This is a genomic window from Streptomyces sp. 142MFCol3.1 (assembly GCF_000424945.1).
In the GTDB taxonomy this organism is placed as follows: domain Bacteria; phylum Actinomycetota; class Actinomycetes; order Streptomycetales; family Streptomycetaceae; genus Streptomyces; species Streptomyces siamensis.
Genome location: NZ_AUKV01000053.1, coordinates 12,641 through 32,664 on the forward strand (window position 1 = coordinate 12,641; position 20,024 = coordinate 32,664).

Sequence of the window (20,024 nt, forward strand, 5' to 3'; positions counted from 1 at the left end):
CGGCGACTGGTCTCGGGGGCGGGATGCGTTGAGGAGAGTGTGCGGTTTTGCCCCCTTCAGGTGCCGAACGAAGATGCGTGTGCGCCGGTTCCATACGTGCGCGCCGGGCGCGCGTGACCCCGGTCACGTTGGCCGGGCAAATCGGACACCATCTTTGTGCACGCGTTCACAAAGACATAGCCTGCATTCGACGGGGCGGTCTAGGTACGTGTGACCGCCTGCAGCCCCGCTCTACCCGCAGGAGCACCGTGGCAACTGGCCGAACTCACCGACCGGCGACCCGCAGCCGAGGCATTCCCGAGGCCACCGTCGCCAGGCTTCCGCTGTACCTCCGAGCTCTCACCGCACTGTCGGAGCGCTCGGTCCCCACGGTCTCCTCCGAGGAGCTCGCGGCCGCGGCGGGGGTCAACTCCGCGAAGCTGCGCAAGGACTTCTCGTACCTCGGCTCCTACGGGACCCGTGGCGTGGGGTACGACGTCGAGTATCTCGTCTACCAGATCTCCCGTGAACTGGGCCTGACCCAGGACTGGCCGGTTGTGATCGTCGGTATCGGTAACCTCGGCGCGGCGCTGGCCAATTACGGAGGGTTCGCGTCCCGTGGCTTCCGGGTCGCCGCGCTGATCGACGCCGATCCCGAGATGGCCGGGAAGCAGGTCGCCGGGATCACCGTGCAGCACAGCGACGACCTCGAGAAGATCATCTCCGACAACGGCGTCTCCATCGGCGTGATCACCACCCCGCCGGGCGTCGCCCAGCAGGTCTGTGAGCGCCTGGTCGCCGCCGGGGTCACCTCCATCCTGAACTTCGCACCGACCGTCCTGTCCGTCCCGGACGGCGTCGACGTGCGCAAGGTCGACCTCTCCATCGAGCTGCAGATCCTGGCGTTCCACGAGCAGCGCAAGGCCGGCGAGGAAGCCGAGTCGCAGGCCGGGGCCGTGGCCGCGGCCCACCAGGGCGACGACGAGAAGGGACCCGACGGGGACGTCCCCGCCGTGATGCCGGCATGAGTCTCCTCGTCGTCGGGCTGAGCCACCGCAGCGCTGCGGTCAGCGTCCTCGAACGCGCCGCGCTGTCCGCGGACGCGCAGGTCAAGCTGCTCCAGGACACCCTCGCCGCCGAACCGGCCGCCGAGGCCGCCGTGCTCGCCACCTGCAACCGCATCGAGCTGTACGCCGACGTGGACAAGTTCCACGCGGGCGTCGCCGAGCTGTCCCTGCTGCTCGCCCAGCACAGCGGGGTCGGCCTCGAGGAGCTCACCCCGTACCTGTACGTGCACTACGAGGACCGGGCGGTCCACCACCTCTTCTCCGTGGCGTGCGGCCTGGATTCGATGGTCGTGGGCGAGGGCCAGATCCTCGGCCAGATCAAGGACGCGCTGGCCACCGCGCAGGAGCTGCACACCGCCGGCCGTCTCCTGAACGACCTGTTCCAGCAGGCACTGCGGGTCGGCAAGCGCGCACACTCCGAGACCGGCATCGACCGTGCGGGCCAGTCCCTGGTCACCTTCGGCCTGGAGCAGCTGTCCGCCGGTGCGGCGGTCGAGGCCTGGGCCAAGGGCAGGAAGGCCCTGGTCATCGGCGCGGGCTCGATGTCCTCGCTGGCCGCGGCCACCCTCGCGCGCGCCGGGGTCGGCGAGATCGTGATCGCCAACCGCACCTTCGACCGTGCCGAGCGCCTGGCCCGGATCCTCACCGACAGCGAGGACACGGACGTGTCGGCCCGCGCGGTACCGATGGAGTCGGTACCGGTCGAGCTGACACGTGCCGACATCGCGGTCTCCTGCACCGGCGCCACCGGGCTCGTCCTGACGGCCGAGGCCGTCGCGGCGGCCGTGGAGGGCCGCACGGGAGTGTCCGTGTCCGGTGCCGGGTCCGCCCGTACGCCGTCACCCGCGGCCCGCACCGCGCAGCCGGGCACCACGCTCGCGCCGACCGGCGTCGGCGCCGAGGAGGGCTGCCCCCTCGACCTGCCCGGAGTGCAGAGCACGGCCGGATTCTCGGTGCTCGGCGAGGCGGCGGTGGCCGGCATGGCCGCGGCCGAGCTGGAGCAGCACGCGGCATGGGTGGACAAGGGCGACGCGGCGGGCCGCGCGCAGCGTCCGGCCGCCGCACGCACCGCCACGGTCCACGACGCGGGCGTGTCCACGCTGCTTGACCCGGAGAGCGACGCCGACGCCATCGCCGCGCTGGTCTCCGCCGTCGCCACCGCGGGCCGCATCCCCGAGCGCCGCAGGCCCGAGCCCGTCGCCGGGGCCCCCCGGCCCGCGCCCGTGCTCGCGCTGCTGGACCTCGCGATGCCCCGCGACATCGACGCCGCCGTGCACCGGCTGCTCGGCGTGCGTCTCGTCGACATCGAGTCGCTGGCCGAGGCCTCCGCGGACGCGCCGATGGCCGCGGACGTCGACCAGGTGCGCAGGATCGTCTCCGACGAGGTGGCCGCCTTCGGCGCCGCCCAGCGGGCGGCGCACATCACGCCCACCGTGGTGGCTCTGCGCGCCATGGCCGCCGACGTCGTCGCGAACGAGATCGCGCGGCTCGACGGCCGGCTGCCCGGCCTCGACGACAAGCAGCGCGGTGAGATCACACAGGCCGTGCGGCGTGTCGTCGACAAGCTGCTGCACGCGCCGACCGTGCGGGTCAAGCAGCTCGCGGCCGAGCCGGGCGGCGCCGGGTACGCGGACGCACTGCGGACCCTGTTCGATCTGGACCCCGAGACGGTCGCCTCCGTTTCGCGGGCCGACGACGAACCCGAGAACGAGAACGCCAGGAACCGAGGGCGAGCATGAGTGAGCCGCGAACCTACCGAGAAGGTGCGCTGAGGCTGGGGACCAGGCGCAGCAAACTCGCCATGGCCCAGTCCGGGCAGGTGGCGGACGCCGTCAGCCGGGTGACCGGGCGCCCCGTCGAGCTGGTCGAGATCACGACGTACGGCGACACCTCGCGCGAGCACCTCGCGCAGATCGGCGGCACCGGGGTCTTCGTGACCGCGCTGCGCGAGGCACTGGTGCGCGGTGACGTCGACTTCGCCGTGCACTCCCTCAAGGACCTGCCGACCGCGCAGCCCGACGACCTGGCGCTGGCCGCCGTGCCGCTGCGCGAGGACCCGCGCGACGTGCTGGTCGCCCGTGACGGTCTCACCTTCACCGAACTTCCCGAGGGCGCGCGCATCGGCACCGGTTCGCCGCGCCGCATGGCCCAGCTGAACGCGTACGCGCGCAATCACGGGATGACGATCGAGACGGTCGCCATCCGCGGGAACGTCGACACCCGTATCGGGTACGTGCGCAGCGGGGAACTCGACGCCGTCGTGCTCGCCGCCGCCGGACTCAACCGGATCGGCCGTATCGACGAGGTCACCGACTTCCTGTCGGTCGACACTGTTTTGCCCGCCCCCGGCCAGGGGGCACTGGCGATCGAGTGCGCCGCGGACAACGCGGACCTCGTCGCAGCGCTCGGAGAGCTCGACGACCCGTTCACCCGGGCCGCCGTGACCGCCGAGCGGTCCCTGCTTGCCGCCTTGGAGGCCGGTTGCAGCGCGCCCGTGGGCGCGCTCGCCGACCTGCTGGCCGACGGGCAGATTGTCAAGGAGATGCGCCTGCGCGGCGTCGTCGGCACGACCGACGGCTCGACGCTGGTGCAGCTGTCCACCACCGGTCCCGTGCCCGAGACACATGACCAAGCGATTGCGCTCGGCCGTGAACTCGCCGCCGAGATGCTTGCCAAGGGCGCGGCCGGTCTGATGGGGGAGCGAGCACTTTGAGCCCCACCAACCTTCCCGCCGGTCCGGAACACGGGCACGTCACCTTCCTGGGTGCCGGACCCGGGGATCCAGGACTCCTGACACTGCGCGCCGTGGAGGCGCTGGCGAACGCGGACGTTCTCGTCGCCGAGCACGAGGTGCTCGACGTGGTGCGTGTGCATGCCAGACAAAGCGTCGCCGTGCTGAGCACCGATCCGGACACTTCTCCGGACGCGTACATGGGCACGGGCGCGCCTCAGCTGACGGTTGTTGACGGCGCGTCAACAACCGTTGGTGACCCCGCGTCGAGGGACGCCGCCAATCTTGTCATGGAGGCCGCGCGGGGCGGCAAGCGGGTCGTGCGTGCGGTGTCCGGGGACCCGGGACTTGATACGTACGCCGCCGAGGAAATGCTCGCGTGCGCCGCGGCGGGCGTCCCGTTCGAGGTCGTGCCCGGCATCGCCGCCGCCGTCGGCGTGCCCGCCTACGCGGGTGTGCCGCTGCGCGACGCGCAGGGCGCGGACGTCCGGTTCGTCGACGCGCGGACGGCCTCCGACCGCTGCTGGACCGAGGTCGGCGCGTCCGACGGGACCGTCGTGGTCTCGACGACGCTCGACTCCGTGGCCGCGGCCGCCGGTGAACTCGTGGCGGCCGGGCGCAAGCCCGACACCCCGATGACGGTGACCGTCGCCGGTACCACCACGCGTCAGCGCACCTGGACCGCCACCCTCGGCACCATCGCGCAGACGCTGAAGCAGGCGAAGGTGCTGCCGTCCCCGGAAGGCGGCCGGCCGGTGATAGTCGTGGTCGGTGAGCGTTCCTCAGCCGCCCAGCGCGACCAGTTGTCGTGGTTCGAGTCCAAGCCGCTGTTCGGCTGGAAGGTCCTCGTGCCGCGTACGAAGGAGCAGGCGGCTTCGCTCTCCGACCAGCTGCGGTCCTACGGAGCGGTACCGCACGAGGTGCCGACCATCGCCGTCGAACCGCCGCGCACGCCCCAGCAGATGGAGCGCGCGGTCAAGGGCCTGGTGACCGGCCGCTACGAGTGGATCGCCTTCACCTCGGTGAACGCGGTCAAGGCCGTGCGGGAGAAGTTCGAGGAGTACGGGCTCGACGCCCGCGCCTTCGCCGGGATCAAGGTCGCGGCCGTGGGCGACCAGACCGCGAAGGCGTTGATCGCCTTCGGCGTGAAGCCGGACCTGGTGCCGAGCGGTGAGCAGTCGGCCGCCGGACTGCTGGAGGACTGGCCGCCGTACGACCCGGTGTTCGACCCGATCGACCGGGTGTTCCTGCCGCGTGCCGACATCGCCACCGAGACGCTCGTCGCCGGGCTCATCGAGCTGGGCTGGGAGGTCGACGACGTCACGGCCTACCGGACCGTGCGGGCCTCGCCGCCGCCGGCGGAGACGCGTGAGGCCATCAAGGGCGGCGGCTTCGACGCGGTGCTCTTCACCTCGTCGTCGACCGTGCGGAACCTGGTGGGCATCGCGGGCAAGCCGCACAACGTGACCGTCATCGCGTGCATCGGTCCCGCCACGGCCAAGACGGCGGAGGAGCACGGACTGCGGGTCGACGTCATGGCGCCGGAGCCGTCGGTGCACAAGCTCGCGGAGGCGCTGGCCGACTTCGGGCTGCGCCGACGGGCCGCCGCGCTGGACGCCGGTGACCCGGTGACGCGGCCGAGCGAGCGCCGGCCCGGCTCGCGCCGCCGCCGCACCACCTGACGGCAGGGGGCCGAGGGGGACGTGTTTCCCCCTCGGCCCCCACCCGTCCCGTGGGACACGGGGGCTGCCGTCCCCGGACCCCCGCCGCGGCCCGGACGGCCGTGCGCTCGGACGCCCGACGGGCCGGTCCCGGCCCGGCCCGCGGGCGCGAACGCCGACAAAGCGTCGGTATGGGTGCCCTTGGGGCAGGCGTAGCGTGGGGGCATGACGAAGTACGGATCCTTCCCCGGTACGCGGCCGCGGCGGCTGCGTACGACACCTGTCATGCGCCGCATGGTCGCGGAGACGCGCCTGCACCCCGCCGACCTCATCCTGCCCGCGTTCGTGCGGGAGGGCGTGAGCGAGCCGGTGCCGATCGCGGCGATGCCCGGTGTCGTGCAGCACACGCGGGACAGCCTGCGGAAGGCCGCCGTGGAGGCCCTGGAGGCCGGTGTCTCCGGGATCATGCTGTTCGGCGTGCCGGACGACGCCGTCAAGGACGCCCAGGGAACCGCCGGCACCGACCCCGACGGGATCCTCCAGGTCGCGCTGCGCGACGTCCGCTCCGAGGTGGGCGACGACCTGATCGTCATGTCGGACCTGTGCCTCGACGAGTTCACCGACCACGGGCACTGCGGGGTCCTGGACGCCGAGGGCCGCGTCGACAACGACGCGACGCTGGAGCGGTACGCCGAGATGGCCCAGGTGCAGGCCGACGCCGGAGCGCACGTGGTGGGACCCAGCGGGATGATGGACGGCCAGATCGGCGTCGTCCGCGACGCGCTCGACCAGATCGGCCGTGAGGACGTCTCGATCCTGGCGTACACCGTCAAGTACTCCTCGGCGTTCTACGGTCCCTTCCGCGAGGCGGTGGGCTCCTCGCTGCAGGGCGACCGGAAGACGTACCAGCAGGATCCCGCCAACGTGCGGGAGGCGATGCGAGAGTTGGCGCTCGACCTCGAGGAGGGCGCCGACATGGTGATGGTCAAGCCGGCCGGCCCGTACCTGGACGTCCTCGCACGGGTGGCGGAGGCGGTCGACGTGCCCGTCGCCGCGTACCAGATCTCCGGCGAGTACTCGATGATCGAGGCCGCCGCGGAGAAGGGCTGGATCGACCGGGACAAGGCCATCCTGGAGGCGCTGACCGGCATCAAGCGGGCCGGGGCGCAGAACATCCTCACCTACTGGGCCACCGAGGTCGCCCGGACGCTAGGCCGCCAGTAGGTCCACCAGGCGGGAGAGCCCGTCGTCGGCGTACCCCTCCGCGACCGCCCGGTCCAGCAGGTCCCGCATCGGTGTGAAGAGTTCGGTGCGCAGGCCCTGTTCCGCGAAGGTCGCGAGGAGTCCCGGGAACGCGGCCCGGCTGACCGCCAGGCTGGACACGTCGGTGAGATGCCGTCCGCTGTCGACGGCCTCCGCGGTGCCCGGGACCAGACCGCCGGCCATCGCGACCAGCCAGTCGGACAGCAGCGGCGCGAACTCCCGGGCGCCGATGCCCTGCGAACGGATCAGGGCGTACGCCTGGGCCACGCCCGCGACCATCCCGTACATGCCCGTCAGCAGCGACAGGTCGTACAGCGCGGCCAGGCCCGGGTCGGTGCCGGTCCAGCGGGTGCCGCCGAGCGCGGCGAGCGTGCCCCGGTGCGTCCGGTAGGCCTGTTCATCGCCGCTGTAGAGGACGTACGCCGCGGGCGTCCCGATCATCGGGGGGACGGCCATGATGCCGCCGTCCAGGTACGCGATGCCGTGGTCCCGCGCCCAGGAAGCCGTCCGCCGGGCCTGCGCGGGCGTTCCGTTGGTGACGTTCACCAGGGTGCGGCCCGCGAGGGCGTCGGCGTGCGGATGGAGGAGTCCGGCCACGTCGTCGTACGTGGTGAGGCAGACGAGGGTGAGCGGGCCGGCCGTGAGGGCCCCGACGGGGGTGTCGGCCGGGGCGGCGCCCCGGGCCACCAGAGGGCCGGTCTTCGACGGGGTGCGGTTCCACACCGTCGTGGGGTGCCCCGCCCTCAGGAAGGCGGAGGCCAGGGCCGTGCCCATGAGGCCGAGGCCCAGGACACAGACGGGGGCGGCGGGGGCCGTGGTGGCCGCGGACTCGGCAAGATCGTCGGAAGTCATGGGGACCATGCTGGTCGGGTCCCCAACTCGCCACAAGTACCCACTAATTGGTCGGCTCCTCACCTTTCGGTAAGTGACCCCCGGCCGCCCGCGCTCAGTACGCCAGGGCGTCGTCCAGGCTCTGCTGCCAGTACGTGAGCAGGAGCTTGTCGTCGACGTACACGCCCTTCGAGGGGAGCGCGGGGCGGGCGGAGGCGCCCTTGTCGAAGCCGACGACCAGGGTCGTGGCCGTGTAGCCGTTGCCGCCGCTGCCGTCCGCCGCGGACAGGCGCACGCCCGCGTAGCCGGACTCGCCGGGAGCGAGGGTCACGACCGCCTGCGGGTGGGTCTCCTCGGCGACCGGCGGCACCGCCTGCGCCTCACCGAATCGGGCGACGGGGTAGCCGGTCAGGTCGCAGTTCTTCGAACCGGTGTTGGTGACGGTGAGGAGCATGTGGTTGAGGGGGCGGGTGACCTCGGTGGCGGTCGTCTTCGTGTTGGAGCCGTCGCAGGCGGCGTTGCGGGTGGGCCCGCCGGCCTTGCCGTCGCCCGTCGAGCCCCCGGAGGTCTTTCCGGACGAGCCCGAGGCGCCGCCCGAACCGCCGGCCGTGGTGCCGCCGTCCGTGCCGCCGGTGCTCCTGGCCGGCTTGCCCGTGGAGCCGGGGGCGGAACCCCCGGTGGAGGACGAACCGGTCGGCTGCGCAGAGGACTTGGACGCGGCGGACGGGCCCTCGTCCCGTACGCCCTGCCCGTTGTCGCACGCCGAGAGCGCGAGTGCGGCCAGTGCGACCGTCGAGGCGGCGAGGAGGCGGGTGCGGGTGGTGCGTGCGGACATGAGTGGTCCCCCTGTGCAGGTATGGCTGGTTGGAGCGGCCGCTCGACCGGTCTAGGGGAGCGGCGTGCTTGGATGACAACAGCTTGGGCGGTGATCCGTCCCGACCGCCACGGTGGCCGGGGCATTCGGGACGCCGGAACGTTTGTACGGGGTCTGACCTGGGGGAATGGCATGCCCCTGGAACGCGGCCCCGGGACGCCGGGGATGGGGGAAGGGTGGCGCGGGACGATTTCGCGGAGCTTCTGCGGGAGTTGAAGGAGCGGTCCGGGCTCAGTTACGGGGTGCTGGGGAAGCGGCTGCACGTGAGTGCGTCGACGTTGCACCGGTACGTCAACGGGGAGGCCGTACCGGCGGACTACGCGCCCGTGGAACGGCTCGCCCGGCTGTGCAAGGCCACTCCCGGCGAACTGCTGGAACTGCACCGGAGGTGGGTGCGGGCGGACGCGCTGCGGGGCCGCAAGGGAGCGGCGGAGCCGGAGGCGTCGGGCGGTCCGGCGCCGTCCTCCGGGCCGGTGCCGGCCGCGGCGGGTGGGCCGAAGGCCGCGGACCGGGCAGCGGCGGCCGAAGGGGCGGTCGCGGTCGAAGGGGCAGAGACGGCCGACACGGTGGCGGTGTCCGGCACGGTGATGGCGGCCGACACGGTGGCGGCGGGCGACCGGGCGACGGCGGGGCAGGAACCTGGAGCGGCTCACGCGCCGGGGACTTCTTCCGCCCACGACACGGAGGCCGAGGCCGGGTCCCCACGGGAGGCCGCTGCCGGAGCCGGCTCATCCGGTGCCACGGCCCCTCTCCCCGTCTCACCGGGCGGGCCCGTGCCCACGCGGGCCCGGGTGCCCCGGCGCCGGCGCTCCGTCGTGCTCGCCGCGGTCGCCGTGGCCGCCGCTGCCGTCGCCGCCGCTCTCGTCGCGACCCTCGTGCCCGGCACGGACGACGACCAGGGCGGGAAACGGTCTGCCGGGGCCGTCGCCCCGTCCGCCGAGGCTACGCCCGGCAACACGGGGACGGGGACCGGCACGGCGAACGCCACCGCGACGCCCGGCACGCGGCACCCGTCGCCCTCGGCGCCGGCCTCGCGCGGCGGCAACACGTCGGCGTCCGGCACCGCGCCGGGCGGCGCCGCACCGGGCTCCGGCGCCGCCGAGGGCACCGCGCCCCTGGTCGCCACCAACCCGTACCGGTTCGAAGACCCGTGCAGCCAGCACTACTTGGTGGACCGGGAGCCCGCGCAGGTGCCCCCGCCGCCCGGCGAGCAGGACGCCCGCGGGTGGGTCGGCGCGCTCGGCGGCGTCGCCGGCAAGGACCAGATGCTCGCGCTCACGGTGCAGGGCACCGGAAAGGCGACCGTCGTGCTGGAGGCGCTGCACGTGCGTGTCGTGCACAAGGGCAGCCCGCTCCCCTGGAACGACTACGCGATGGGCGTGGGCTGCGGCGGCAACGTGTCGACGAAGTCCTTCGGTGTGGACCTCGACAACGGGCGCCCGTCCGTCGTGCCGGAGCACGGCCAGCGCGACTTCCCCTACAAGGTCAGCGAGTCCGATCCGGAGGTCTTCTACGTGCTGGCGCACGCGCGGGCGCACGACGTCGGCTGGTACCTGGAACTGGAGTGGTCGAGCGGGACCCGGCACGGGACCGTGCGGATCGACGACCGGGGGAAGGTGTTCCGCACGAGCGGGAACGCGGGACGGCCGGCGTACGACTATCCGCTGGGCGGCAGCGAGTGGCAGACGGCGGCCGTCGGTTAGGACGTGCGGGCCCGCGCCGGCCGGCTGCGCCGGCGGAACACGGCGCCGCCGTGCGCGCCGATTGTCCGGAGGTCCGCCCTTACGTGCGTAATCCGTCACCGTCGTGTCACAGACGGCCCCGCAGGTGAACCCCGCGGACCGGTCCCGCGCTCTGAAGCGACGAGTGCCGGTGAGGACCGGCGCCTGAACTTCTCTCGGGGGACCGCATGCAGTACGGGACGCAGTACAGGACGGGTGTCCGCAGGGCAGCGCTGGCGATGGTGGCCGTGTCGGCGGCCACCCTGTTCATGACCGCGTGTCAGCCGGGCGACGACGGGGCGGGGTCCGGCTCCTCGCCGTCGCGTCCACCGGCCGAGCCGGCCGCGTCCAGCGGCGCTCCGTCGGCCGGCACGTCGACGTCGCCCTCGGGGAAGGCCTCGCCCGGCGGTGAGGGCTCGCCGTCCGCGCCGTCCACGCCCGCGGCGGCCAAGGCCTGCGGTGCGTCGGACCTGGAGGTGTCCATGCGCCAGGCCGAGGACCGGCCCGACGGCACAGGAACCGGCGCGGCGGTCGTCCAGTTCACCAACACCTCCGCCGGGCCGTGCACCGTCCAGGGCCACCCGACCGTGGCGGGTGCGGGCAACGGCTCCCCTGACAAGAACCACCCGCTGGCGGTCACGCCCTCGGGCGCCGCGTCCAAGGTTCTGCTCGCGCCGGGCGGCAAGGCCTGGACGAAGCTGACGTTCGTCCAGGTCCAGGGCGAGGCCGACGGCTACTGCGAGTCCGGTTCGACGCCCGTCACGTACCCGACCCTGGTGGTCGGCCTCCCGGGTGCCGGTTCGCACCAGGCCGCCCTGGACGACGGCGTCCTCGCCGAGTGCGACGACACGGTGACCGTCACCGCGGTGTCCGCGACCGAGCCGTCCTGACGGCAGCGACCGCGGCTCTGCCGGTTCCATGCCGTCCTGACGACAGTGCCCGCGCCCGCTCCGGCACGATGGCGGCGTGCCGGAGCGGGCACGTGCTGGTGGCGATCCTGCACTTCGTCGAGGACGAGGAGGCGTACCCGATCGTGCGCCGACTGGTCGACGCCCGGCCCTCGGGGAGCCGGCCGGTGCTCACCCCCCTCACGGAGGACCTCGACCCGGAGAACATCCGGGCCGTGCAACGCACCTACGCGGAGAGCGGGTTCACGTTCGTGCCGCGGTCCCGGGCGGAGGTCGAGCGGTTCTTCACGGAGTGCGGGCCGGAGACGGACGAGCCGGGTGTCGTGTCCGCGCACCACAGGCGCCCCGACGGGGCCGCGCCCGCGCCGGAGGCCGCCGATCCCGTCCATCTCGCCGGGCTCGACGACATCGAGAAGGTCCGCTACCGCGCCATCGACGACGTCACGGACGCGGACATCAACGGGTACGCCGCCACGGGCGTCAAGGGCTGACCCCCGGTGCGGCCGGGCGGTCCCGGGCCGAGGCCAGCGGCCCGTGAGGCGTCCGGCCGTCCGGATCGCGGAATTTAAAGGTGTAGGCGGCAGGGATCTCCGTAGGGTGGGACGAAGTGCCGTCGTGGAGTCGCGGACAAGGAGCCCATCGTGACCGTCGTCGAGAACGTTCCCGCCAGGAGCGGCAGTGCACCCGTGCCCGCGCTCGCCGCACGGGCCACCGCGATCGGCGGCTCGCCGGTACGCGACATCCTCGCGGTCACCGCGCGCCCCGAGGTCGTCAACTTCGCGGGCGGCCTGCCCGCGCCGGAGCTGTTCGACGTCGAAGGCATCGCCGCCGCCTACCGCGACGTGCTCGCACAGGTCCCCGAGCGGGCGTTGCAGTACTCGACGACCGAGGGCGAGCCCGCGCTGCGGGCCGCGCTGGCCGAGCGGACCGGCGCCCGCGGACTGCCGACCACCGCGGACGACGTGCTCGTCACCACCGGTTCGCAGCAGGCGCTGTCCCTGCTCGCCACCGCCCTGCTTGAGCCGGGCGACACCGTGCTCGTCGAAAGCCCCTGCTATCTGGCGGCGCTCCAGGCGTTCTCCTTCGCGGGGGCCCGGATCGTGGCCGTGCCCGGCGACGAGCACGGCCTCGACCCGGACGCCCTGGACACACTGACGGCCCGCGAGCGACCCAAGCTGCTCTACACCGTGCCCACGTTCCAGAACCCCACGGGACGCACCCTGCCCGGCGGGCGGCGGGCCGCCGTCGCCGCGGTGGCCGCCCGGCACGGACTGTGGATCATCGAGGACGACCCGTACGGCGAACTCCGCTTCGAGGGCGAGCGGGTCCCGTGGATCGCCTCCCACGACGGAGCGGCGGACCGGACCGTACTGCTGGGCTCCTTCTCCAAGGTGATGGCGCCCGGGATGCGGCTGGGCTGGCTGCGGGCGCCCGCGGACCTGCGCCGCGCGTGTGCCGTCGCCAAGCAGGCCGCCGACCTGCACACCCCGACCGTCAACCAGCTCGCTGCCGCACGGTACTTGGCCGACCGGGACCTGGACGCCCATGTGGCCGGGGTCGCCGCCGTCTACCGGGAGCGGCGCGACGCCATGCTCGCCGGCATCGCCGACGCCCTGCCCGCCGGGTCGTCCTGGACCCGCCCCGAGGGCGGCATGTTCCTCTGGGCGCGGCTGCCCGGGTCGTACGACACCACGGCCCTGCTCCCGCGCGTGGTGGAGCAGGACGTGGCGTACGTGCCAGGAGCCCCCTTCTACGCCGCCGCACCCGATCCGGCGACGCTGCGGCTGTGCTTCGTCACGCAGACCCCCGACGAGATCGCGGAGGGGCTGCGGAGGCTCGCGACCGGGCTGCGCGGCTAGACCTCCGCCCCGGGCGCGACCACCGGCTGGAGCGCGACCACTGGCCGGCGCACGACCGCCGGTGGTCGCAAGACCACCGGCCTCACGCGCGGCTCAGTCCCACCAGAAGGACCAGACCTGTCGGCCGAGTACCTCCTGCGCCGCGTAGTCGCGCAGGACCTCGTGATGGCCCTGCGTGATGTTGTCCGGGCAGAAGGCGAAGTGCTCGGCGGCGACGGCCTCGGCCTCCGCCAGGGTGCTCGGCGGGGCGGCCACCGACAGGACCAGCTGGTCGAAGGTGAGCGCGACGACGCGTATGCCGAAGCGGTCCTCCCACGAGCGCAGGACGGCGCACAGCCGCGCCACGTCGTTCTCGTAGTTCACCGGGCCGGTCCAGCCGATCGCCGCCGGGATGTCCGCGCTGCGCCGCGCCGGTACGAGCGCGAGGCGCGGGTCCTTCAGCCCCGAGCCGCCGTCCGTGAGGGCGTCGGCGACCTCGGCGGCGCGGGCGTCGGGGTCGGCCCCCTGCCCGGTGGCGGGCGCGAGGCCCGGCCATGCGGGGCCGTAGGGCGCGATCGTCTCGTCGAACGTGTGGGGCTCGCCGAACATCTCGACGACCTTCTCCTTGCCGGGGTAGTCCTCGTCGGCGCCCGGTGCGTCGGCCGCGTACCGGTCCCAGAACTCCGCGAGCACCTCCTCGGCGTCGTGGTCCCCCGCATACGTCATCTCGTCCGGCATCAACTCCCAGTCCTGCGGGCCGCCCCGGTCGCCCCCCATGTCCAGGAGCACCGGGAGCAGGCCGGCCTTCCGCCGGGCGGCCTCCAGCGCCGCCCAGCCGCCGGGCTGCGCGGGGACGTCGGCGTGCCACAGCAGCGGCTCGTGCCAGGGGCCCTCGGCGGTCGTGTCGACCAGTGTCCCGGGCGGGAGTTCAAGCCCGAGCGAGGCACCGCTCGGGTCGGCCGCGAGCTGCGGCAGCGGGTTCGGAAGTGTCGCCATGCCGGTGACTCTAGGGTCCGCCACTGACAACGCGCCCCGCCCCCGCCCGCGGGGCGGACCGGTCTGCCCGAGGCGGGTGGACGTACGCCAACACCGTTGAACGGACAAGGTGTTGGCTGATTGGCGTCAGTGCCGTGATGGATGCCGGTGATGGTTGTTACATCGGAGGAGCGGGTGCCCAGCGGGGGCGCCCGCCCTCATGGAGGGGGATGCGTCCGTGCCCCGACGCACAGGATGGCGACGCGCTCTGACCGGCCGGCTGGCGGGTCTCACGGCGGCGATCGGTCTCACCACGGCCCTGGCCGCGCCCGCCGCGGCGGCAGACGGCGCACCCGTGGCCGTGACCAGGTACAGCCACACCAGCCAGGCCGGTGACTACATAGGCCAGGGCTCCGCCGCGGCGTACACCGCGAAGACGGCCACGATCAGTGTGGGGGGCTCCGCGGAGTACGCCCGCTTCCGCGTGTCCACCGACAGCACCTGGTGGGACGTCGAACTCGCCGCGCCGGCCGGTGAGAAGCTCCACCCGGGTGTCTACCGTGACGCGGAGAGGGCCGCGTTCCGCACCGGCCGCTCTCCTGGCCTCGACGTCTCCGGCGACGGACGCGGGTGCAACGAGGTGTACGGGCAGTTCTCGGTCGACCAGATCGAGACGGACGACTCCGGCGCGATCACCGTCCTCGACGCGACGTACACCCAGCACTGCGAGAGCGCCACGGCCCCGGCGCTCAAGGGCGCCGTCAAGTACCGGGCGCTGCCCCTGTCCTACGCCTACACCAGCGACCCCGGGGACTACATCGGGCAGGGCACGAGCGCCCGGCACACCGGTGCCACCAGTACGTTCGGCCTGCGCGCGTGGGGCGACGGCGTCCAGTACGACGTCTCGGGCAAGCGCGAGTACTACACGGCGCTGCTCACCCCGCCGACGGGACAGCGGCTGGAGGCGGGCCGCACCTACGAGACGCGGCGCAGCAGCGACGAGTCGTTCGGCGGGCTCGACGTCCACGGCAACGGCCGCGGCTGCAACACGTCCACGGGCGAGTTCACCGTGACCAGGCTGGCGCGCGGGGACGACGGCGCCGTCGAGGCGTTCGCGGCGACCTTCGTCCAGCACTGCGAGGGCGGTGCCGCGCTGCGGGGCACCATCCACTACTACGCCTGACAGGCGGACGGCCCCGGCGGGACGGTCGCTGCCGTCCCGCCGGGGCCGTCGTCGGGCTCTGTCCGCCCGGGCGCCCGCGGTGTCAGAGCCGCTCGGGCGTCCGGATGCCCAGCAGGGCCATGCCCTGGTGCAGCGTGCGGGCCGTGACGTCGCACAGGAAGAGGCGGTTCTCCACCTGCTGCGGCGTCTCGGCCTTCAGGACCGGGCACTTGTCGTAGAAGGTCGTGTACAGCGACGCCAGCTGGTAGAGGTACGCGGCCAGCTTGTGCGGGGCGTACTCGGTCGCCGCCTCGGCGACGACCTCCGCGAAGGCGTCGATGTGCAGCCCCAGCGCCCGCTCCGCCCCGGCCAGTTCGAGCTCCGGGTGCGCGGCGGGCCGGACCTCGCCGGCCTTCCGCAGGATCGACTGGATACGGGCGTACGCGTACTGGAGGTAGACGGACGTGTCGCCGTTCAGCGAGACCATCTGGTCCAGGTCGAACTTGTAGTCCCGGTTCGCCGACGTCGACAGGTCCGCGTACTTCACCGCGCCGATGCCCACCTGGGCACCCCGCTCGGTGATCTCCGCCTCGGACAGGTCCAGCGCCTTCTCCCGCACGACCGCGGAGGCCCGCTCGACCGCCTCGTCCAGCAGGTCGACCAGCCGGACCGTCTCGCCCTCACGCGTCTTGAAGGGCTTGCCGTCCTTGCCGAGGACCGTGCCGAAGGCGAGCTGGTGGGCCTTCACGTCGTCGTTCAGCCAGCCGGCCCTGCGCGCGGTCTCGAAGACCATCTTGAAGTGCAGGGACTGGCGGGCGTCCACGACGTAGATGAGCGACGTCGCCTTCAGGTTGAAGACGCGGTCCCTGATCGCGGAGAGGTCGGTCGCCGCGTAGCCGTAGCCGCCGTCGGACTTCCGCACGATCAGCGGGACCGGGTTGCCGTCCGGGCCCTTCACGTCGTCGAAGAACACGCACAGCGCGCCGTCCGAGCGGACCGCGACGCCCGACTCCTCCAGGAGGCGGCACGTCTCGTCCAGCATGTCGTTGTAGCCGGACTCGCCGACCACGTCCGCGTCGCTGATCTCCATGTCCAGCTTGTCGAAGACCGAGTAGAAGTAGATCTTCGACTCGTCCACGAACTTCTGCCACATGGCCAGCGTCTCGGGCTCGCCGGCCTGGAGGTCGACCACCCGGCGCCGCGCCCGCGTCTTGAACTCCGCGTCGGAGTCGAAGACCGTCCGGGCGGCCTTGTAGAGCCGGTTCAGGTTCGACATGGCCTCCTCGCCGGAGACCGCGCCGTCCTTGTGGTCCAGCTCGTGCGGGTGCTCGATCAGGTACTGGATGAGCATGCCGAACTGGGTGCCCCAGTCGCCGATGTGGTGGCGCCGGACGACCGTCTCGCCGGTGAACTCCAGCAGTTGGACGACCGCGTCGCCGATCACCGCGGACCGCAGGTGGCCGACGTGCATCTCCTTCGCCACGTTCGGCTGGGCGTAGTCGATGACCGTCGTGCCCGGGTGGTCCGCGACGGGCACGCCGAGGCGCGCGCCGTCCTCGTACCGCGCGGCGAGGTTCTCGGTGATCGCCCTGTCGGTGATCGTGACGTTCAGGAAGCCGGGGCCGGAGACCTCGATGTCCTTGATCACGTCACCCGACTCGACCTGCGCGACGACCTGGGTGGCCAGCTCCCGCGGGTTCGCCTTGGCCTTCTTCGCGAGCGCCAGGATGCCGTTGGCCTGGAAGTCGGCCCGGTCGCTTCGTCGCAGCAGCGGGTCCGCGGAACCGGCCTCCGGCAGTGCTGCCGAGAGGGCGTCCGCGAGGCGCTGGTGGACGGAAGCGGTGAGGGACGTGACCGAGGCCATGGAGTGAGTGCCGTTCTGCTCGGGTTCCGGGAGTTTCTCAGTACAGAAAACCCAGTATCCCATGCGGTGAAAAGCCGTTTTCGCGGTTCGGGTCCGAGCTGGGAGAATGGACGCGTCAGCCGTACTGGCGTATGAGAAAGAAGGACGTGCCGATCGTGGCTCAGAGCACCGAGACCACCGACTGGGTCTCCCGTTACGCGGATGAGGTCATCGCCGAGTCGGAGCGTCGGGCCCCGGGCAAACCGGTCGTCGTCGCGTCGGGGCTCTCGCCCTCCGGCCCCATCCACCTCGGCAACCTGCGCGAGGTCATGACCCCGCACCTCGTCGCCGACGAGATCCGCCGCCGCGGGTACACCGTGCGGCACGTGTTGTCCTGGGACGACTACGACCGCTACCGCAAGGTCCCGGCCGGCGTCCCCGGCATCGACGAGTCCTGGGCGGAGCACATCGGCAAGCCGCTGACGTCCGTACCGGCCCCGGTGGGCTCGGAGTACCCGAACTGGGCCGAGCACTTCAAGGCCGCCATGGTCGAGGCGCTGGCCGAGCTGGGTGTCGAGTACGACGGGATCAGCCAGACGGAGCAGTACACCTCGGGCGCCTACCGCGACCAGGTGCTGTTCGCGATGAAGCACCGCGGCGACATCGACGCGATCCTCGACCAGTACCGGACCAAGAAGGCCCCCGCCAAGAAGCAGGGCCAGAAGCCGGTCGACGAGGCCGAACTGGAGGCCGCCGAGGGTTCCGGCGCCGCCGCCGAGGACGACGGCAGCGGCACCTCGGGCTACTTCCCGTACAAGCCGTACTGCGGCCGGTGCGAGAAGGACCTCACCACCGTCACGGCGTACGACGACGAGACGACCGAGCTGACCTACACCTGCTCCGCCTGCGGTTTCTCCGAGACCGTCCGGCTGAGCGAGTTCGACCGCGGCAAGCTGGTCTGGAAGGTCGACTGGCCGATGCGCTGGGCGCACGAGGGCGTGATCTTCGAGCCGAGCGGCGTCGACCACTCCTCGCCCGGCTCGTCGTTCCAGGTCGGCGGGCAGATCGTCGGGATCTTCGGCGGCAAGCAGCCCATCGGCCCGATGTACGCCTTCGTCGGCATCTCCGGCATGGCGAAGATGTCCAGCAGCAAGGGCGGCGTGCCCACGGCCGCGGACGCGCTCCAGATCATGGAACCGCAGCTGCTGCGCTGGCTGTACGCCCGCCGTCGCCCCAACCAGTCGTTCAAGATCGCATTCGACCAGGAGATCCAGCGGCTGTACGACGAGTGGGACAAGCTCGCGGGCAAGGTCGCCGACGGCTCGGTCCTCCCGGCCGACGCCGCCGCGTACGCGCGCGCGGTGGGCACGGCCGCCGGGGAGCTGCCGAGGACACCCCGCCCGATGCCGTACCGCACGCTCGCCTCCGTCGCCGACATCACCGCCGGTGCCGAGGACCAGACCCTGCGCATCCTCAGCGAGCTCGACCCGCAGAACCCGCTCGGCTCGCTCGACGAGGTCCGGCCCCGGCTCGGCAAGGCCGAGACCTGGATCAACACGCAGGTTCCCGCCGAGGAGCGCACCGTCGTCCGCGACGAGCCGGACGCCGACCTGCTGGGGTCCCTCGACGAGCAGGGCCGCGCCTCGCTGCGCCTGCTTTTGGAGGGCCTGGAGGCGAACTGGTCCCTGGACGGCCTGACCCACCTCGTCTACGGCGTCCCCAAGGTCCAGGCCGGCTACAGCGCCGACGCGACCGCCAAGGAGCTCCCGCCGGAGATCAAGGTCGCCCAGCGCACCTTCTTCGCGCTGCTCTACCACCTGCTCGTCGGGCGCGACACGGGCCCGCGACTGCCCACGCTGCTGCTCGCGGTCGGGCAGGAGCGCGTGCGCAAGCTGCTCGGCGCGTAACACCCCGGACGGTACGGCGAAGGGGGCTCCCGGTGATCACCGGGAGCCCCCTTCGTCCGCTCACGTCCGCCCGGGCTCCGGGCGGCGCGGACACCCCTCAGGCGATGTGGTCCTCCTCCAGCTCCGCGTTGAAGCGGTTCTGGAACCGGTCCGTGAGGTTCTTCAGCGCGCTGGGGCTGAGCGTCGTGCCGTAGGTGGCCTCGATGTTGTCGCCGAGGACGCGCGGTGTGGGGAAGCTGCCGTCTATCGACTGACGGAACACCTGGTAGTACGCCTCCTCCTGGGCCTTCTCGTCCGACTGCGGGGATTGCTCCTCACGCGGCGAGGGGATCGGCAGCTGCTCCGGTTCCGGGGTGCCGCCGCCCTCGCCCAGCTGCCGCGTACGGCCGCCGGCGCCCGCGGGGATCGGGAAGCTGCCGGTCTCCTCCGGGCCGGGCTCGTACATCGGGGGCTGCTGCTCGTCGTGCCACTGCCACCCCTCCTGCTCGGCGGCGTACGTGGGGTCGTATGGCGGCTCGTAGGCGGGGTCGTAGCCGCCCTCGTAGACGATGTTCTGCCCGGGCTGGGCGAACCAGGGGTTGCCGTCCGGCTGCGTCTGCTGCCCGTACTCCGGCTGGTCGGCGGTGGCGGGCCGGCCGTCGTCCGGAGTGTGGCGCTGGTCCTGGGGCGACACGGCCTGCGGGACGGCCGCCTGCCCGGCGGCGTGGCCGTCCGCGGCGGGGACGGCCGTCTCCAGCTCCGGCTGCTTCGACGCCGGGGGAAGGAGCGCCGGCTCGATGCCCGCGGCGGCCAGGCCGGAGGGCGCGGTTTCGGCGAGGGGGACGCCGTAGCGGGCGAGGCGCAGGGGCATCAGGGATTCGACGGGGGCTTTGCGGCGCCAGGCGCGGCCGAAGCGGGAGCGCAGCCGGGCCTGGTAGACGAGGCGTTCCTGTTCGAGCTTGATGACCGCTTCGTAGGAGCGCAGTTCCCACAGCTTCATGCGGCGCCACAGGAGGAAGGTGGGCACCGGGGAGAGCAGCCAGCGGGTGAGGCGGACGCCTTCCATGTGCTTGTCGGCGGTGATGTCGGCGATCCGGCCGATGGCGTGCCGGGCGGCTTCGACGGAGACGACGAAGAGGATCGGGATGACGGCGTGCATGCCGACGCCGAGCGGGTCGGGCCAGGCCGCCGCGCCGTTGAACGCGATGGTGGCGGCCGTCAGCAGCCATGCCGTCTGGCGCAGCAGCGGGAAGGGGATCCTGATCCAGGTCAGCAGCAGGTCCAG

General features: G+C 72.7%; 16 protein-coding genes and 1 pseudogene. 11 read left to right on the top strand and 6 right to left on the bottom strand.

The annotated features are described in order from the left end of the window. Nucleotides 1-248: 248 nt before the first annotated feature. The 5 genes from H305_RS0141045 to hemB all read left to right on the top strand — a co-directional run bounded on the left by H305_RS0141045 (nt 249) and on the right by hemB (nt 6,662). Entirely contained in the window at nt 249-1,007 is a 759-nt protein-coding gene (locus H305_RS0141045; protein WP_028805576.1) for a redox-sensing transcriptional repressor Rex, read from the top strand. After that, on the top strand, nt 1,004-2,785 hold the full coding sequence (locus H305_RS0141050) for a glutamyl-tRNA reductase (RefSeq protein ID WP_028805577.1): 1,782 nt from the start codon (nt 1,004-1,006) through the stop codon (nt 2,783-2,785). Before H305_RS0141045 ends, H305_RS0141050 begins: the two co-directional genes overlap by 4 nt. Then, the gene (hemC, locus tag H305_RS0141055) at nt 2,782-3,759 is read left to right on the top strand and encodes a hydroxymethylbilane synthase (protein WP_037767035.1); all 978 of its coding nucleotides are present in this window, start codon (nt 2,782-2,784) and stop codon (nt 3,757-3,759) included. The genes H305_RS0141050 and hemC overlap by 4 nt, the downstream gene beginning before the upstream one ends. Continuing rightward, nucleotides 3,756-5,459: a uroporphyrinogen-III synthase gene (locus H305_RS0141060; protein ID WP_028805579.1), complete on the top strand. Its 1,704-nt coding sequence runs from the start codon at nt 3,756-3,758 to the stop codon at nt 5,457-5,459. The genes hemC and H305_RS0141060 overlap by 4 nt, the downstream gene beginning before the upstream one ends. A 204-nt stretch (nt 5,460-5,663) precedes the next feature. Then, on the top strand, nt 5,664-6,662 hold the full coding sequence (gene hemB / locus H305_RS0141065) for a porphobilinogen synthase (protein WP_028805580.1): 999 nt from the start codon (nt 5,664-5,666) through the stop codon (nt 6,660-6,662). Here the strand turns inward: hemB and H305_RS0141070 are convergent. Both H305_RS0141070 and H305_RS0141075 read right to left on the bottom strand, forming a co-directional pair. Then, entirely contained in the window at nt 6,648-7,553 is a 906-nt protein-coding gene (locus H305_RS0141070) for an NAD(P)-dependent oxidoreductase (RefSeq protein WP_051371540.1), read from the bottom strand. The genes hemB and H305_RS0141070 overlap by 15 nt on opposite strands. Before the next feature lie 94 nt (nt 7,554-7,647). After that, complete coding sequence (locus H305_RS0141075; RefSeq protein ID WP_028805582.1) at nt 7,648-8,367, bottom strand: DUF4232 domain-containing protein; 720 nt, start codon at nt 8,365-8,367, stop codon at nt 7,648-7,650. A gap of 215 nt (nt 8,368-8,582) precedes the next feature. Here H305_RS0141075 and H305_RS0141080 point away from each other — a divergent pair, with 215 nt between their 5' ends. Then, nucleotides 8,583-10,109 (top strand): helix-turn-helix domain-containing protein, encoded by a 1,527-nt coding sequence (locus H305_RS0141080; protein WP_028805583.1) that lies wholly within the window; start codon nt 8,583-8,585, stop codon nt 10,107-10,109. Between the two features lie 298 nt (nt 10,110-10,407). On the opposite strand, the gene H305_RS56235 is transcribed toward H305_RS0141080, so the two are convergent. Continuing rightward, nucleotides 10,408-10,611, bottom strand: a complete 204-nt coding sequence (locus tag H305_RS56235) for a hypothetical protein (protein WP_324608139.1) — start codon at nt 10,609-10,611, stop codon at nt 10,408-10,410. Between H305_RS56235 and H305_RS56240 the strand changes: the two genes are divergently transcribed. The 3 genes and pseudogenes from H305_RS56240 (at nt 10,610) to H305_RS0141100 (ending at nt 12,894) form a co-directional block, all read left to right on the top strand. Further along, nucleotides 10,610-11,017: a DUF4232 domain-containing protein gene (locus H305_RS56240; protein ID WP_028805585.1), complete on the top strand. Its 408-nt coding sequence runs from the start codon at nt 10,610-10,612 to the stop codon at nt 11,015-11,017. The two genes, H305_RS56235 and H305_RS56240, sit on opposite strands and share 2 nt — an antisense overlap. Nucleotides 11,018-11,112: 95 nt before the next feature. Then, nucleotides 11,113-11,526, top strand: a pseudogene (locus H305_RS48620) (SAM-dependent methyltransferase); the annotation flags it as partial. Nucleotides 11,527-11,676: 150 nt separating this feature from the next. Then, a complete protein-coding gene (locus H305_RS0141100) occupies nt 11,677-12,894 on the top strand; it encodes a PLP-dependent aminotransferase family protein (protein ID WP_028805586.1) in 1,218 nt (405 codons plus the stop codon). A 93-nt stretch (nt 12,895-12,987) separates the two neighbouring features. Here H305_RS0141100 and H305_RS0141105 read toward each other — a convergent pair whose 3' ends face one another. Next, complete coding sequence (locus H305_RS0141105; protein ID WP_028805587.1) at nt 12,988-13,869, bottom strand: DUF4253 domain-containing protein; 882 nt, start codon at nt 13,867-13,869, stop codon at nt 12,988-12,990. Nucleotides 13,870-14,086: 217 nt separating this feature from the next. Here H305_RS0141105 and H305_RS0141110 point away from each other — a divergent pair, with 217 nt between their 5' ends. After that, nucleotides 14,087-15,031 carry a hypothetical protein gene (locus H305_RS0141110; protein ID WP_234021419.1) on the top strand — a complete coding sequence of 315 codons (945 nt, stop codon included), beginning with the start codon at nt 14,087-14,089 and terminating at the stop codon, nt 15,029-15,031. A gap of 82 nt (nt 15,032-15,113) precedes the next feature. Here the strand turns inward: H305_RS0141110 and argS are convergent, their stop codons facing one another. After that, entirely contained in the window at nt 15,114-16,874 is a 1,761-nt protein-coding gene (argS, locus tag H305_RS0141115; protein WP_028805589.1) for an arginine--tRNA ligase, read from the bottom strand. Nucleotides 16,875-17,020: 146 nt separating this feature from the next. On the opposite strand from argS, the gene lysS reads away from it, so the two are divergent. Further along, entirely contained in the window at nt 17,021-18,760 is a 1,740-nt protein-coding gene (lysS, locus tag H305_RS0141120; RefSeq protein ID WP_028805590.1) for a lysine--tRNA ligase, read from the top strand. A gap of 97 nt (nt 18,761-18,857) precedes the next feature. Here the strand turns inward: lysS and H305_RS0141125 are convergent. After that, on the bottom strand, nt 18,858-20,024 hold a 1,167-nt coding region (locus H305_RS0141125), incomplete at its 5' end, for a DUF2637 domain-containing protein (RefSeq protein ID WP_028805591.1).

Bases quoted from the DNA above. Each gene is read 5' to 3' on its own strand.
- hemC (WP_037767035.1), top strand. From the start codon at position 2,782: ATGAGTGAGCCGCGAACCTACCGAGAAGGTGCGCTGAGGCTGGGGACC.
- hemB (WP_028805580.1), top strand. From the start codon at position 5,664: ATGACGAAGTACGGATCCTTCCCCGGTACGCGGCCGCGGCGGCTGCGT.
- H305_RS0141075 (WP_028805582.1), bottom strand. From the start codon at position 8,367: ATGTCCGCACGCACCACCCGCACCCGCCTCCTCGCCGCCTCGACGGTC.
- H305_RS0141050 (WP_028805577.1), top strand. From the start codon at position 1,004: ATGAGTCTCCTCGTCGTCGGGCTGAGCCACCGCAGCGCTGCGGTCAGC.
- H305_RS56240 (WP_028805585.1), top strand. From the start codon at position 10,610: ATGCGCCAGGCCGAGGACCGGCCCGACGGCACAGGAACCGGCGCGGCG.
- H305_RS0141105 (WP_028805587.1), bottom strand. From the start codon at position 13,869: ATGGCGACACTTCCGAACCCGCTGCCGCAGCTCGCGGCCGACCCGAGC.
- H305_RS0141070 (WP_051371540.1), bottom strand. From the start codon at position 7,553: ATGACTTCCGACGATCTTGCCGAGTCCGCGGCCACCACGGCCCCCGCC.
- H305_RS56235 (WP_324608139.1), bottom strand. From the start codon at position 10,611: ATGGACACCTCCAGGTCCGACGCACCGCAGGCCTTGGCCGCCGCGGGC.
- argS (WP_028805589.1), bottom strand. From the start codon at position 16,874: ATGGCCTCGGTCACGTCCCTCACCGCTTCCGTCCACCAGCGCCTCGCG.